Source organism: Hyphomicrobium sp. CS1BSMeth3, from assembly GCF_900117415.1.
Taxonomy (GTDB): domain Bacteria; phylum Pseudomonadota; class Alphaproteobacteria; order Rhizobiales; family Hyphomicrobiaceae.
Map to the genome: position 1 here is coordinate 1,070,487 of NZ_FPEI01000005.1, position 14,969 is coordinate 1,085,455.

The following is a 14,969-nucleotide window of genomic DNA, read 5'->3' on the forward strand; positions in this document are numbered from 1 at the left end:
ACATCAAGAATTGCGGTCGGTCAGGCGCAGGAGATGATCGTGCTCACCCAGCAACGGATATCCTGCAGCCTCAGCGGGTTTTCGGAATTGGGGATCCAGCGGTACGTGGGTCGCTGGTATCTCCAGCCCGTCACTCTTCACATAGTGAGCGAATATGCCGCGAGCCTTGACGTGGTTGTCTGCCGTTGCCTCTTCAAGCGTGGCGGAGATCACGGCGCAAACATCCCGACCAGCGAACACTCCCCGCCAATGGCTGCTTGGTTTCCCGCCTATGATGCGCGCGACCTCGGCGATGCAGCCGGCTGGGTCACGCTCATCGTCATGCCACTGCGGAGAAAGACCAATAGCGTCGCAGAAAGTCAGCCAGAATCGCTGCTCCAGCGGGGCTGCGGCGACGTAGCGCTCGTCTGCGGTCTTGTAGATCTGGTAACGAGGTGATCCGCCTGTGAGCCGCTCGCGCCCTGGGATTGGCCAACGCCCATCAGAGAATCCCTCTCCAATCGCGGAGTAGGGGAACATGAGGAGGTTCTCGGCCATCGCCACGTCTACGTGGAGTCCAGCACCATGGCGCCGCCGATAGAGCAGCCCCATGAGGATATTGACGACTGCCGGCAGCGCGCCTCCGCCGAGATCTCCTAGAAGGGTATTTGGAAGGGTGGGAGCGCCGTCAGAACCGGTAGTCAGACTAAGCAGACCAGCTTCTGCAGCATAGTTTAGATCATGGCCCGCTACCGCTGCCTTTGGACCCGTCTGCCCGTATCCTGTGATGCTGCAATAGACCACACCCGGATTCAGCGCTTTGACCTGGCGATATCCGAGCCCCAGGCGCTCCATGACGCCGGGCCTGAATTGCTCAAGCAGGACATCGGCGTCCTTCAGTAAGGGTGTCAATGTGCTGATAGCATCTGGCTGCTTCAAATCTATGGCAATGCTCTTCTTGCCTCGATTGAGAAGGGCAAACGCAAGGGCGTCGGCGCCGAACTTAGGCAAGGCACGGCGCATTTCCTCTCCTTCGGGACGTTCGATCTTGACGACGTCTGCGCCGGCTTCTGCCAGTAAGAGACTTGCCATTGGTCCTGGGAGCAAGGTGCTGAAATCCAGAACCTTGACTCCGGATAGGGGAAGATCGCCTGACACTCTCTTTTCACCTTCTCAGGTTGCTATCCAGCTCGATGCTACAAAACTAGAGCTGCAGCACACGTCATGCTGGCTTACGGCGGTACATCAGAGTTGCCCTCATGGTCTGTGCGACAGTGCCGTTCTGCTTCACACACTTCCGGTCGAAAGTGACAACGCCGCGATCAGGCTTGCTGGTCTCCTTTTTCTCCACGACGGTCGACAGCAGGCGAATCGTGTCTCCATGCTTCACAACATCAAGCATCCGCCAGCCATCGATCTGGAGAAGTGCTAGAAGCGTCCCGTCATTTATTCCGCTGGCGTACTGCAGTCCGCCCATGATCGCGTATACGAGCGGCCCGTGCGCAATCGGCTCCTTGAACTGCGTGGTCTTGCAGTACTCGAAATTCGTGTGGACCTCATTGAAGTCACCTGAAAGGCAAGCAAAATTCACGATGTCGGTACTGGTCACGGTGCGAGCCGGACTTTCGAAGCTCTGACCCACAGTGAAATCCTCGAAGTACAATCCCCGTCTTTTCGGCTCTGTCACTAATCTCTCTCCGTGTGTGTGTGCGAATTGGGGCGCGATCATCTTTGCTGGTTGGCAAGAATGAGCGTGCAGTGCGATGACAGGATCCCGCCTTCGTTGTGCACCAATGCCGTTTCGGCCCCGTCGACTTGACGTGGGCCAAGCCCGCCGCGAAGCTGGCGTACGGCTTCTACGATCCCGAAAAGGCCACCCGCGGCACCAGCATGTGCGTGTGAGAGCATGCCGCCATGCGTGTTTACTGGCAGCTCGCCGCCAATAGCGGCCTTGCCGTCCGCGTAAAACGCGCCGCTCTCGCCGCGCTTGCAGAAGCCAAGTTCCTCGAGTTCGATCAAGGGAACGATGGTGAAGCAGTCATACAGTTCTGCGAAGTCCATATCGGAAGGCCCGAGGCCCGCCATCGCATAAGCGGCCTGGCCGGAGACCGAAGCACCGAATTCCGTCAGGCTCGGCGCGCACAGGAGATGTTCGTGGGTGTGGTACTCACCGATGCCCAAGAGATAAATGGGCCGTGAGGGCAGGTCACGGGCGCGCTCCGCTGAGGTGACGATGAAGGCTCCACCCGCGTCCGAAAGTAGGCAACAATCAAACATGCCAAGCGGATCGGCAATCGGCTTGGCGGCCAGGACGTCCTCCATCGCGAGTGGCTTCTTCATATGCGCGTTGGGGTGGAGTAGTGCGTGACGCCGGGCCGTAACCGCGACCTGTGCCAAATGCTCACGAGTCGTCCCATACTCAGCCATGTGCCGCTGGGCGATCATCGCGTAGAAGCCGGGGATCGAAGGGCCGTAGGGCTGCTCGAAGTAGGGGTGACCCACAGCGAGAAGTGCCGCGACAGCCTGATCGCGTGTCTGTCCGCTCGCTCTGTTCTCGCCTGCGCAGATCAGTACCGTTTCAGCGTGTCCTGCGGCGATTGCTTCTGCCGCGTGCTTCAACATGACAGCTGGTGAGGCTCCTCCAACAACCATCGATGCATTGTAACGGGGCTTCAAACCCAAGTACTCACACATGACCGAGCCCAACATGAAATACGGCTCAGTGAATGAGTAGGCCGTAAGCAGGCCATCAATGTCTGTAACCTTGAGCCCCGCATCATCGAGTGCACGTTTGGCGGCCTGAGCGTTAAGACCTAAGCCGGTCATGTTCGGAACCTTGCCGATGTCGGACTCTCCCACTCCGACAATGGCAATCTTGTTTCTTAGGGACATTCGCTCAGTCTCCCGTAGTTCCGGCTTTGATGATTAGGCTATCGACGATGAGGCAACCACTCGTGCTTAGCATTACGGGATTGACGTCGATTTGCTCGATTTCATCTCTCAGATCAGCGATCAGCTCAGATAGGCAGCACACGAGATCGGCAAACTCGTCCACGGCGAGAGCGGGCTGGTTCCGATAGCCCGTGAGCAGCTGAATGCACTTCAGCGACGACACCATGCTGCGGGCGAGATGGCGGTCCACGGGAGCCAGCGCCGTGACAACGTCCCGAAACACTTCCACCCCGACACCGCCGAGCCCACAAGTGACAAGGGGGCCAAACTGCGGATCGTTTCGAGCCCCGATGATCATCTCTGTGCCGCCGCGAACCATGCGCTGGACGAGCAATCCGTTAAGGCGAACGTCTTTGTGCATCGCCGCAATTTTACCGAGGATGTCCGTGCAGGCTGCGCTGACGCCCACCTCATCCGAAATATTGAGGTGCACCACGCCCGCCTCTGTCTTGTGCGGGATGTCCGGGGAATCGGCTTTCACGACTACGGGAAAGCCGATGCGGATCGCTGCCTGCACAGCCGCCTCCGCATTGGGCGCGAGCTCTTCTGCTGCGATGGGCAGGCCATAGGCCGCCAAAACCGACTTCGATTGATGTTCGCTAAGCACGCCCGTCGTCACGGAGCGCAAAAGGGCTTTGGCACGAACTGCAGCAGCAGTGGACGTGCGGCGCCGCTCACTAGAACGGAGCAGATCAGCGCGCTGAGCGTGATAGGAATTCCAGAGGGCCAGCGTTTGCATGCAGCGTCCCATGGAACGGAACATCGCGATATGCTGGCTGGAGTCGTAGATCTCGCTGCCCGGTCCTTCGAGCCATTCATTGATCCACACAAGACAGATCGGCTTGTCGAGATCGGCTGCAAGATCGCTCAAGTACTTCGCTCGATCAACTGTGATAGGCTTTTGGGCTGAAAGCATTGGTACGACCACCGCGCCGTAGCCCGGATCTTGCGCGAACGCCCGGATGCAAGACCCATAAAGGTCGAAACTCTTGAGCGTCTCTGCGGTCATATCGGTCGGATTGGAGATCGACCCAAAGTCCGGAACGTACTTTGCGAGTGTTTGTTTCGTGGGGTCCGTCGGCGGAGGCAGCTCAACCCCGAACTCCTCAGCCTTGTCGGCAGCCATTACAGCTGCACCGCCAGAGCTTGCCATCACACCGACGCCGCTTGCTCTTGGAGCATCGGCTCTCGCAAAGAAGCCGGCTGTCTCAAGCACATCCTCCCAGTTATCGAGCACGATGGCGCCGATCTTCCGGAAGGCGGCGCGATAAACCGCATCGGCACCGGTCAGAGAGCCCGTGTGTGACAGCGCTGTGCGCCGGCTGATCTCGCTGCGCCCCATCTTGTAGACAATCAATGGCTTGCCGGCAGCCAGGGCGCGTCTTCCGGCCTCCACAAGACGGTCGCCATCGCGCACACCCTCGAACATACAGGCGATTACGTGTGTGGCATCGTCTTCGACGAGATAGTTTATGAGGTCGCAGATATCGACATCGCAAGAATTCCCTGCAGACAGGAAATAGGAAAAGCCGATGCCACGCTGCATCGCTTGAATAATTGTGTAACCGAGCCCTCCGCTCTGAGATACGAGGCCAATCTTTCCTTGATGGATCGGCATATCGCTGAATTTCGGCATAAAGTGCAAGCCGACGTGCGAGACAAGATTCGCGATGCCGACTGTGTTGGGGCCAATTATTCGCAGCCCCGTTTCACGCGCGATGCCGGACAAGCGATCTTGCGCGGCACGGCTCGTGGCTGAGCCAGTCTCAGCGAAACCTGACGCATAGACGATCACGCCGCCTACGCCGAGTTTAGCGCATGTTGTAACTTCAGCTTCGACAGCTTCTTTGGGTACGGCGAGGATGACGCAATCGGGTACTTCCGGGAGCGCCTCGAGAGAGCCGAAACAGGGCATATCGAGAATACTGTTCCGGCGAGGGTTCACCGGGAACACTTTGCCTTGGTATCCGATGCGGATGTTTTCAAGCGTTCGCAGGCCGAAAGACCCCGGCGTTTCTGAAGCACCCACGACGGCGATGCTGTTAGGCGATATGACGCGAGCCAGCTCGCGCCTGCCAAAGAGCTCCCGCTTGAGAGGCGATGTGTCAGTTGTCATGTTAGGCTGAATTGGATCTGCCATGTTACGCGGACAGGAGCTTGAACTGGGGTACGGCACCTTCTCCTCGGCGCTCGAAGGTCACTTCGACTTCGTCACCTATCCTTATATTGAGAGCATTCTCTCCCACGATATTTGCCATCATGCGTGGTCCCTCGGAGAGATCTATCAAAGCAACCGCATAGGGCACCCGGTCGACAAATGCGGGTAGTGGTGCACGGCGGATGATGGTAAAGCTGTGAATCTTGCCACGACCGGTGGCCTCGACCCACTCCAGGTCATGTGACCAACAACTCGGGCAGACGGCGCGCGGCATGAAGTGCAACGCGTCGCAGGCGCGGCATTTTCGGATAACAAGCTTTTCCCGACGTGCGGCCTCCCAATACTGGGCAGAATCGGCGTTGATTGTCGGTGGTGGCAAATTGTCAGCCACAGGCTCCTCCCGTCGGGTTCATTGAGTGACGAATTTCAGCCACCGTCCGCCATCCACGACCAGGTTTTCCCCGGTGACGTAGTTTGCGAACGGTGAGGCGAGGTAGACGGCAGCGTTTGCGACATCGCGTTTGCTTCCGAACCTCCCCAATGCAACGCGCCTGCGTTCAAGGTCGGCTCGGGCACGCTCTTCGTATAGTCTGCGCACGCCCTCGGTATCGGCGATAGGGCCGGGGGAAATGGTGTTTACTCGGATGTTGTCTGGTCCCCACTCGACGGCCAAAGTCCGAGACAGCGAGAGTATGCCTGCCTTGGCGGCAGCCGCATGTGCGGCGCCGGGCCAGCCACTGAGAGCATTCATCGTGATGATGCTGATGATATTGCCGCCATCTTTCGATCGCTTCAGAAATTCGTAGGCCGCGTGACAACAATGGAAAGTGCCATTGAGGTCGATATCGACTACAGTACGCCAGCCATTCGGCGACAACTCGGCAGTTGGACAGAAGAAATTACCGGCGGCGTTGTTGACCAGAATGTCCAAGCTGCCGAACCGCTTGACAGCGATCTCAACCGCATTGCGGACTTCCGGATAGTTGCGCACATCGGCAGGGCAAGCGATTGCAACATCGCTGCCGCCGAGGTCTTTGGCGGCCGCCTCCAATCTTTCGGCGTTGCGGCTGGCGAGTACCACCCTTGCGCCAAGCTTGACGAATTGGCTTGCGATCTCGAGCCCGAGTCCGGTTCCGCCACCAGTAATAAACGCGACTTGGCCGCGCAGCGTGTCTGCTGGCAGCATAGGCTCGTCGTGGGCAAGTTTTCCGTTCATCATTCGGCTTCCTCCGCATTGGTTGCGCTTAGGAAGTCGGCGTTGCGCTTTTCAACCGCAGCAGAGAAGCCTTCCTTGAATTCAGCGCCAGACATTGCAAGCGCCTGCCCCAGTCCTTCAAACGCAAACATGTCAGCCATGCTCGTTTCGAAGCTGCGCGCCATGAGTGATTTGGCAAGTCCAATGGTCTCCGCGGGACCCGCTGCAAGGCGTCGTGCCTCTGCAAGGCCTGCAGCTTCGAGTTCATCGTCCGCAACAACTTTGGAAACCAAGCCGAAATCGTAGGCCTGCTGCGCTGAGAGGGTCGAATTTGCGAACAGGAAGTTCTTGGCGCGCGCCATGCCTATAAGGCGCGGCAAATGGTACATCATGCCGATATCGGGTACCGCGCCTAGTCGGAAAAAGCCGCTGACGAATGTGGCGCTCGCGCCGGCAATGAGGATATCACCGCTGAGCGCTAATCCCATGCCCCCACCTACGGCTGGGCCGTTGACGCCGACAACGACCGGTTTCTCAAGGTAGAGCAGCGGCAGCAGCCAACGCTGCAGCCCTCGGAATCGACGGTGGACCGACCAGGGATCGGATGCCTTCTGCAGCATCTTGAAATCACCCCCAGAACAGAACGTAGGTCCATTTCCTGTCAAGTAGACAGCGCGGACGGAACGATCCGTTTCCGCAGTCGCGACCACGGCGCCCAGTTCTTGTCGCAGCTCTGCGGTGAGCGAGTTGCGGGTCTTGGGGCTATCCAGCTTGATGACGAGGACGGCACCATCGCGGGAGATGTTGAGCGTCTTGAACGAAGTCTGCATTGGAAACTCTGCTAGTGCCCACCTGATCGGCCGCTCGGATAGGAGCGTTGCGCAGTAGCAAAGAGCAAGTGCCATGCCAGTGAATGAAAGAGCGCACAGCTGCGATGATGTGCGCGACGCGGCGGGGAAGGCTGTCCATATCACGGACAGTGTCGCGTTGATTGTGTGGCTGGCAGACAGCGCTAGGGCGGTCTATGCCGCCGACTACCCGAGCTCGCCTAGAATCTTGTAAAGGTAGGAACGCGATATACCCAGTTGCTGGGCCACTCGCTTTTTATTGCCCTTGTGTCGGACCAGAGCTTCGCGGACCATCTCTAATTCGGTCTTCGCAAGGGACTCCTTTAGAGTGATGGTTGCAGTCTTCTTCGCTTGTCCACCTTGCCCGACAGCATCGGACCTTGGCGGCGCATCGCTATACCGAGCGAGCGTCGCGGCGCTGATGGAATTGCTTTCAGCGAACACGAATGCACGCTCAATTTCATGTCGCAACTGCCGCACGTTGCCCGGCCACGCCTGATCCATCAAATAAGCCGTCGCGTCGCTGGCAATCTTCGGGCATGGCCGCCCATGGCGCCGGGCGACCTCGTTGAGGAACTGGTCCGCCAAAATTGGGATGTCCTCGATCCTGTTGCGGAGTGGAGGTACCTCGATAGTAATGGGAGAAATGCGGTAGTAGAGATCCAGTCGAAAATCGCCCTGCTCAATGGAATCATGCAGGTCGCGATTTGTCGCGGTGACAATCCGAAAATCCACCTCCCGCGGTTGACTGCCGCCGACGCGCTCGATCATGCGATCCTGCAACACGCGCAGCAACTTGGCTTGCATCTCTATCGGCATGTCGCCAATTTCGTCGAGGAATATTGTGCCGCCGGCGGCCTGTTCAAATTTGCCTTTCCGACCCTTGCGATCTGCGCCCGTGAATGCGCCAGGCTCGTAACCGAAGAGTTCGGCCTCAACAAGTGTCGCTGGCAAGGCAGCCGCATTCACGGTGACAAGGGATGCATCACGGCGCGGGCTCAGCCGGTGCAGCGCGTGGGCCACAAGCTCCTTTCCGGTGCCGCTCTCACCACGAATGAGAACCGGAATTTCAAGCGGCGCGACCTTGATGATCTCAGAACGCAAACGCTCCATGGCCGGGCTGTCGCCGACCAGAGCATCAAGCCCATAGGAGGAGCGGTCGCGAAGAGCTGCGGCCTCGGCCTTGTAGTATTCCACCTGCACTTCCAGGTCGTTGATCCGGCGACTCAACGCCTCGAGCTGCTCTGGTCCTTTGAACATAACGCGGCCGAAGGCGCCGACGATTGTCCCGTTTCTGCGAATTGGCGCCCGCGAGACAACGCGCTCTATGCCGTTCATGTGTTGGATCAGCCCGACCTCACTGCGGCCGGTCTTGACGACGCGATCTAGACGCGTGTTCTCGATTATGTCTCGTACGGGCCGCCCGGTCGCCTCTCCACGGCCAAGACCAAAAAATCGCTCGTGCACTGGCGAAATGAAGGCGATGCGTGCGCGATCGTCGACGATGATCATGGCGTCAAAGCGATCGGAAACGAGATGGTTTAGGATGTCATAGGCAAAGTCAACCGAGCCAAGAAAGTCAATCACGGCTTCGCCGGGAGAGGAGCTGAGCATCAAAACACTCCCGCCGTTCAGCTTGGAAGCGACGACCGCGTATTGAGTTTGTCCGAGGTTGATCGACAGCAGGCGGCGGTGGAGCGCGTTGGCCATCCACGCCTTATCCGTCGCGAGTGACCCCACGCGAGGATCCGCACCAGAACCCCAGGCGAAGAGCACTCGATCATCCGGCCCGAGTACGACTATCCCCTCGATCAACGGGGATTGCGAGTCCACCCTACATACCTTCTTTTGTGGAGTGTCTTTCTTGCGGTCATCTTAGCCCGATCACTGTCCGGCGCAACTACTTTCGCAGGCACAGCCGCTGGCAAGCCTCGGCCTAAGCCCGGGAAAATGCCTGTGGCACAACGATTGCTAAAGCAGATAGAGGCTCGCGCGACGACTGCGACGAGATGACCAGCTCAAGTGGTGGGGGAGCCGTTGTTCGGAATGAGTAGGACGCTCGCGGTGGTGTGCGGCAGTTGTCTCCTGCGGCCGTCGCGCCGTGATGGATTCTGACTTGCTGTCGCAATTGCGCTGAAGATGCCAGTGCGATGGTGCGCAAGCATGTGTCGGCTAGCCAGATAATGCCCGTGAAACCCGAAACAAGAGACATGCATCCGTATCTCACGCTTCATGATCCCGCGCGCGCGGCTGCCTACTATGCTGGTGGTCTCTGGCAGAGCGATACATTTTATGGACTGCTTTCACGTCATGCAGAAGCCCGGCCTGAAGCGCTGGCACTTCGGGATGGTCGGCACCAGTTGACATGGGGGCAGCTTCGCGAGTGGGTCGACGGCGTGGCGGCGGAGCTGCGGACTTACGGTCTGGCAGGCGGCGACCGCATGGCCATCTGGATGTCCAACCGCGCAGAGGCAATCGTAAGTTTCTTGGCCTGCTCACGAGAAGGGATCGCGTGCAATCCGTCTTTGCACCGAACCTATACGTGCCGTGAGGTCGGCATCTTGCTGGAAAGGCTTTCTTGTCGTGCGCTGCTGACCGAAAGCGGTTGGGGCGCGGATCGAGATCGGGCGAACTTCGATGCTGTGCTCTCCGGTGTGTCGTCGATAAAGGTCGTGTTCACTCCGCAATTGTTCCCGCGACCCGGTCCGAACCGAATGCCGCCTTGCGATACTCCGGATAAGGTTACGTATTTGGCCTTCACGTCCGGCACGACCGGAGCACCTAAGTGCGTCATGCACTCCGACAACACTCTGCTCGCCAACGCGCGTGATCTGGTTCGCGACTGGGGGCACGGTCCGGAGACGGTCATGATGTCGCTTTCCCCATTGTCTCATCACATCGCTTGGGTGGCTGTAGCGCAATGGTTGCTCACGGGCTGCCGTTTGGTGACCGATGATCCACCCGCTGGCATCAGCCAGCTGGACTGGATCATTCAGACAGAGGCGACTTATCTGCTTGGTGTGCCCACGCACGCGATCGATGTGCTGGCCGCACTTGATGCTTCGGGGCAACCAAAGCTTGGATCGGTAAAGCTGTTCTACATGGCAGGATCGGCGATCGCGCCATCACTGGCTGAAAGCTTGGTCCAACGAGGCATAACGCCCCAGAATGTGTACGGAATGACGGAGAACTCATCTCACCAATACACGCATCCGCTTGATGATCCCGAGATCATTGTAACGACCTGTGGTCGTGGCGGTAGGGCCTATGAGATTTGCCTGTTTGATCCATCTGATCCCGATCGCCCTGTTCCGCAAGGTGAGGTCGGGGAGATTGGGGGGCGAGGAGCCGCGCTGATGCTCGGTTACTTCGATAATCAGGGCGCAACAGAACGAAGCTTCAATCGCGACGGCTGGTTCCTCTCCGGCGATCTCGGGGTCGTGGACGAGCACGGAAACCTGCAGGTGCGGGGTCGGCTCAAGGAAGTGATAATTCGTGGTGGAAGGAACATCTACCCTGCGCACATCGAGAATGCCGCAGCGCGCCATGTCGGCGTTGAGGCAGCGATCTGCTTCCCTATAGCTGACGATCGGTTGGGAGAGCGTGTGTGCATAGCGATCATAGGCAATGTCAGCGCCACGCAACTGCTCGAGCATTTGGCCACGGAAGGCCTTTCCAAGTACGACATGCCGGAGTTTTTCGTGCGCGTTACTTCGTATCCGCTCACGGCAAGCGGCAAGGTCCTCAGACGCTCTCTCGTCGAGATGGTAAGGCGTCGGGAACTCGTCCCGGAGCCGCTGCGCATCATTCGATACTCCGTTTCTCAAAGGAGCTCGGCAGAGCAGGTTCACTAGTCACAAGGATAGTGAGGACAAGGCATGGAGTTCGCGGCCCTAAACGGCGGAGACACAACTTTCGGAGTAACGGAAGAACAACTGATCATGCGCACGAGCGTGTTAGCGCTACTTGAGCGCGCGTTGCCGGCCGCAAAGATCGCTGAACTGGACGAAAGCCGCGCTTTTCCGTTCGAAGCCTACCGAGCCCTTGCTGAGGCAGGTTGGATGGGCTTGCCCTATCCCAGCGAGCTCGGTGGTCTAGGAGGTACTTTTAAAGACCTTACGATCTTCATTGAGGCCGTCTCATACCACAATGCACAGATGGCTTCAGCGTATCTGACTACGGTCATATACGGTGGCATGCAGATTCGCCACAGTGCCAATCACGATCTTCGCCACCAGATCATGCCGGAGATCGTCAGCGGTCAAAAGAAGCTGGCGTTCTGCATGACAGAGCCCGGCACAGGCTCGGACGTGAGCGCGGTCAGCACACGCGCGGTTGTCGATGGAGGTGACTTCATCGTCAATGGGCAGAAGACGTACATCACATGCGCCCATGTTGCCGACTATTTGGTGGTGGTCGTGAAGACACGCGCTGATGCTGGTCACAAGGGCTTGAGCTTGCTCCTTGTCGATCGTGAAAGCGCCGGTGTCACCATTCGCCCGCTGAGAGCGCTAGGGCGAAGGATGATCCATACAAATGAAGTGTTCTTTGATTCCGTGCGTGTGCCGCGCACGCGTCTGCTTTCCGAGCTAGACGGCGGGTGGGCCAACATTATGCGCGGCTTGAGTATCGAGAGGCTGTGCTTGTCCGCGGCAGCCAGTGGCAACTGTCGCAGGATCATTGCGACTGCCGCCTCGTTTGCGCGCGATCGCGAACAATTCGGCAGACGTATCACCGAGTATCAGGCGATATCTCACAAGCTGGCGGACATGCGAATTCTCGCCGAAACCGCTCAGGTTCTGTCCTATCGCGTTGCTGAGATGCTTGATGCCGGACTCAACCCTGTGACTGAGACAGCGATCGCCAAGGTCGTCGCCACAGAGAACAACTTCCGCTGCGCTGACATGGGAATGCAGATCATGGGTGGCGCCGGATACATGATGGACAGCGAGATGCAGATGTATCTGCGCGACTCCCGAGTCGGCCCCATCGGCGGCGGCACGAGCGAAATCATGCGCAACGTAATTGCCCGTCAGATGCTGGCATAAGAGGTGGAAGAAGCAAACGATCAACTGGGAGGAAGAACAAGATGCATATTTCACGCAGAGGCTTCATTGGCGGGACACTCGCTTCAGGAGTTCTGGGCATCCCGGCTCACGCTACGTCCTCCGTCAAAGTCGGCATGATGCTGCCGGTGAGTGGCGTGCTCGCTCGATACGCCGCGGAGCAATTTCCTCCGTTCCGCTACATCATCGATAAGATCAATGCGGAGGGTGGAATCAAGAGCATGGGCGGCGCTCGCATCGAGCTTGTAGTCGCCGACAACGCGAGTACCACGGCGGGTACTGCAAGTGAGGGCCGCCGACTTGTCTCTCAGGAGAAGGTCAGCCTCATCGTTGGGCCGCTTATCACCACTGAGATGCTGGCTATTACCCCAATCATCGACCAGTACAAGATACCGACCTTATCCATGACCTCTGGCGGGAGTCGCTCAAAATACTTGTACTCGATCGGCTTCCCGTATGACGAAGGGTATGCTCGACCGCCGGTAGATTTTATCGAGTATTTGGCCAAATCCAAGGGACGGCCAATCAAAAGAGTTGCGCTCGTCTACTCCAACTACGAGGCAGGCCAGCAGATTGCCAATCTCATGGAGGGCCATCTCAAGGCAAAGGGCTTCGAGGTCGTGGGCCGCGTGCCGGTCGATCGGACTGCACCGGACCAGACGGCTGCTGTACTCAGAATCCGATCCCTTAAACCTGACGCAGTTACTGGACTCTTGATCGCGCGTGACGGTCTGCTGGTGCACAAGGCGCGCTTTGATCTCAACTATCACGATACGACCTTTGTCGGCCCAGGTGCAGGCTACGCGGATCCGCCGCTCTGGCGCGAGTTAGGTCCCGATGTTGCGAAGGCCGTTCTTACTCGCAACATGTTCGTGATGACGGGCTTTAATGATGATGTCGAGATACCTGCCACCAAGGCGCTGATGGAGGAACTGCGCGCGGATATGGTGAAGAACAAACAGGAGGGGCCCATCGGGCACTATCAGATCTGGGGTGCGCAAGCTGCTCGTATTGTTCAGGCGGCGCTTGAACTGGCGGCTTCTAGCGATCCTGAGGCCATTCGTGATGCATTCTCCAAGGTGAGGATTTCGACAGGTCACCCGCATCTCTATGCGCCACGTAAAGAGATTGCTTTCAACGCAGACAATTTGCTGACTGACTCGAGCGTGCTGTTCACGCAGTGGACCGAGGACGGAAAGCAGCAGACGGTCTGGCCCGAAGAATTCGCCCGCGTGGAGCCACGGGCCTTCCGATAGCCGTAGCCATCATTGCGGACAAGGTTTGGGCAGCTTGCCTGTGGCTGTCCAAACGTTCGCGACTGCAGTTCAGCATTCGATCCAAGGGCAGCAATGACCCCAATTCTTGAAGTCCGTCATGTGACGAAGCGTTTCGGAGGTCTTGTCGCCGTTGATGACGTAAGCTTCTCCGTTTCCCCTGGCGAAATCCTGTGTGTGATCGGCCCGAACGGTGCGGGAAAGTCAACGCTATTTTCGGTGCTATCGGGTTTCACCCGTCCTGAGCAGGGGGCAGTCTACTTCTGCGGCAAGGACATTACAGGCCATCAGCCGCATCGTATTGCGCGGATGGGACTGAGCCGAAGCTTCCAGATCGTTCAGTTCTTTCCGGACATGACGGTCGAGGAAACGATCGTGACTGCGGCCCTGCTGCGCCATCCGCTTCCCGTCGCTATACAGAAGGCCGACACACTTCTGCAGATTATGGGGTTACACGAGCAGCGTAACGCCAGCGCAGCAGCCATTCCGATCCAAGGCAAGAAGCGCCTCGAACTCGCCAAGTGTGTTGCGACCGAACCCAAGCTCATCCTTTTGGACGAGGTGATGGCCGGTCTAACATTGGCCGAAGCCGAGATACCAATACAGATCATTCAAACATTGCGCGACCAGGGCATGACGTTTGTCCTAGTGGAGCATGTCATGCCGGTAGTGATGAAGCTTGCAGATCGCATTGTGGTTCTGAACTTTGGCAAGTTGCTCGTCGAAGGCAGGCCCGCTGACGTCGTGCGGGATAAGACCGTCCAAGAAGCCTATCTTGGGGGCGAAGATCATGCTTGAACTGCAGAGTGTTCATGCTGGGTATGACGGCATTGAGGTTCTAAGCAATGTCTCACTATCTGTCGGCGACGGAGATTATGTCACGCTTCTCGGTGCCAACAACGCCGGCAAGAGCACGCTTGTAAACTGTATCAGTGGTTTGGTCCGTCCTACCAACGGTCGCATTATCTACAAGGGCAGCGATCTCGTAGGCGTGCCGCCGCACGAAATCACAAGCATGGGGATTTGCCAAGTGCCGGAAGGTCGGCAGCTGTTTCCCAGCATGACTGTCCTGGAAAATTTGTTGATGGGAGGCATAGCGCCGAACGCCCGTTCCCGGCGGCCTGAGCGGCTTGAGTTTGTCTTCGAGCTGTTTCCTCGCCTTGCAGAGAGGCGGAAGCAGCAGGCCGGAACCCTTTCTGGCGGCGAGCAGCAAATGGCGGCGATCGGAAGGGCGTTGATCGGTGGCCCGACATTGCTCGTACTTGATGAGCCGTCGCTCGGCCTTTCGCCGCTGTTCGTGAAAGCGATCTTCGAAGCATTGCGGGGCTTGCATCAAGGTGGCTTGAGCATCCTGCTTGTTGAGCAGAATCTGAGTGTAGCGCTCCGACATGCGCAACGCGGCTATGTGCTTGAGAGAGGAGAGATCGTCCTCGCTGGCAACAATGCAAAGTTGCGTGACGATCCGCACGTGCGCCGTGCCTATTTGGGCCTCTAGGA

13 protein-coding genes are annotated in these 14,969 nt (G+C 58.1%); 5 read left to right on the plus strand and 8 right to left on the minus strand.

Annotation, left to right across the window (positions count from 1 at the left end; all coding sequences use genetic code 11):
• Positions 1 to 3 precede the first annotated feature (3 nt).
• From CS1BSM3_RS14095 to CS1BSM3_RS14130, 8 genes are all read right to left on the minus strand, one after another.
• Positions 4 to 1,137, minus strand: coding sequence for a CaiB/BaiF CoA transferase family protein (locus CS1BSM3_RS14095; protein ID WP_072387671.1), 1,134 nt, complete (start codon positions 1,135 to 1,137; stop codon positions 4 to 6).
• A gap of 64 nt (positions 1,138 to 1,201) precedes the next feature.
• Entirely contained in the window at positions 1,202 to 1,666 is a 465-nt protein-coding gene (locus tag CS1BSM3_RS14100) for a MaoC/PaaZ C-terminal domain-containing protein (protein WP_244540499.1), read from the minus strand.
• Positions 1,667 to 1,704: 38 nt separating this feature from the next.
• The gene (locus CS1BSM3_RS14105; protein ID WP_072387673.1) at positions 1,705 to 2,871 is read right to left on the minus strand and encodes an acetyl-CoA acetyltransferase; all 1,167 of its coding nucleotides are present in this window, start codon (positions 2,869 to 2,871) and stop codon (positions 1,705 to 1,707) included.
• Positions 2,872 to 2,875: 4 nt separating this feature from the next.
• The gene (locus tag CS1BSM3_RS14110) at positions 2,876 to 5,047 is read right to left on the minus strand and encodes an acetate--CoA ligase family protein (RefSeq protein WP_072387674.1); all 2,172 of its coding nucleotides are present in this window, start codon (positions 5,045 to 5,047) and stop codon (positions 2,876 to 2,878) included.
• Positions 5,048 to 5,072: 25 nt separating this feature from the next.
• Positions 5,073 to 5,480 carry a Zn-ribbon domain-containing OB-fold protein gene (locus CS1BSM3_RS14115; RefSeq protein ID WP_072387675.1) on the minus strand — a complete coding sequence of 136 codons (408 nt, stop codon included), beginning with the start codon at positions 5,478 to 5,480 and terminating at the stop codon, positions 5,073 to 5,075.
• A gap of 18 nt (positions 5,481 to 5,498) precedes the next feature.
• Positions 5,499 to 6,308: an SDR family oxidoreductase gene (locus tag CS1BSM3_RS14120; RefSeq protein WP_244540500.1), complete on the minus strand. Its 810-nt coding sequence runs from the start codon at positions 6,306 to 6,308 to the stop codon at positions 5,499 to 5,501.
• Positions 6,305 to 7,114 carry an enoyl-CoA hydratase/isomerase family protein gene (locus tag CS1BSM3_RS14125; protein WP_072387676.1) on the minus strand — a complete coding sequence of 270 codons (810 nt, stop codon included), beginning with the start codon at positions 7,112 to 7,114 and terminating at the stop codon, positions 6,305 to 6,307. The genes CS1BSM3_RS14120 and CS1BSM3_RS14125 overlap by 4 nt, the downstream gene beginning before the upstream one ends.
• Before the next feature lie 204 nt (positions 7,115 to 7,318).
• On the minus strand, positions 7,319 to 8,842 hold the full coding sequence (locus CS1BSM3_RS14130) for a sigma-54 interaction domain-containing protein (protein WP_244540501.1): 1,524 nt from the start codon (positions 8,840 to 8,842) through the stop codon (positions 7,319 to 7,321).
• Between the two features lie 440 nt (positions 8,843 to 9,282).
• Between CS1BSM3_RS14130 and CS1BSM3_RS14135 the strand changes: the two genes are divergently transcribed.
• The 5 genes from CS1BSM3_RS14135 (at position 9,283) to CS1BSM3_RS14155 (ending at position 14,967) form a co-directional block, all read left to right on the plus strand.
• Positions 9,283 to 10,986 (plus strand): class I adenylate-forming enzyme family protein, encoded by a 1,704-nt coding sequence (locus CS1BSM3_RS14135; protein ID WP_244540502.1) that lies wholly within the window; start codon positions 9,283 to 9,285, stop codon positions 10,984 to 10,986.
• Between the two features lie 24 nt (positions 10,987 to 11,010).
• Positions 11,011 to 12,180 (plus strand): acyl-CoA dehydrogenase family protein, encoded by a 1,170-nt coding sequence (locus CS1BSM3_RS14140; RefSeq protein WP_072387678.1) that lies wholly within the window; start codon positions 11,011 to 11,013, stop codon positions 12,178 to 12,180.
• Between the two features lie 41 nt (positions 12,181 to 12,221).
• On the plus strand, positions 12,222 to 13,454 hold the full coding sequence (locus CS1BSM3_RS14145) for an ABC transporter substrate-binding protein (protein ID WP_072387679.1): 1,233 nt from the start codon (positions 12,222 to 12,224) through the stop codon (positions 13,452 to 13,454).
• Positions 13,455 to 13,547: 93 nt separating this feature from the next.
• Positions 13,548 to 14,270: an ABC transporter ATP-binding protein gene (locus CS1BSM3_RS14150; RefSeq protein ID WP_072387680.1), complete on the plus strand. Its 723-nt coding sequence runs from the start codon at positions 13,548 to 13,550 to the stop codon at positions 14,268 to 14,270.
• Entirely contained in the window at positions 14,263 to 14,967 is a 705-nt protein-coding gene (locus CS1BSM3_RS14155) for an ABC transporter ATP-binding protein (protein WP_072387681.1), read from the plus strand. The genes CS1BSM3_RS14150 and CS1BSM3_RS14155 overlap by 8 nt, the downstream gene beginning before the upstream one ends.
• Positions 14,968 to 14,969: the final 2 nt, after the last annotated feature.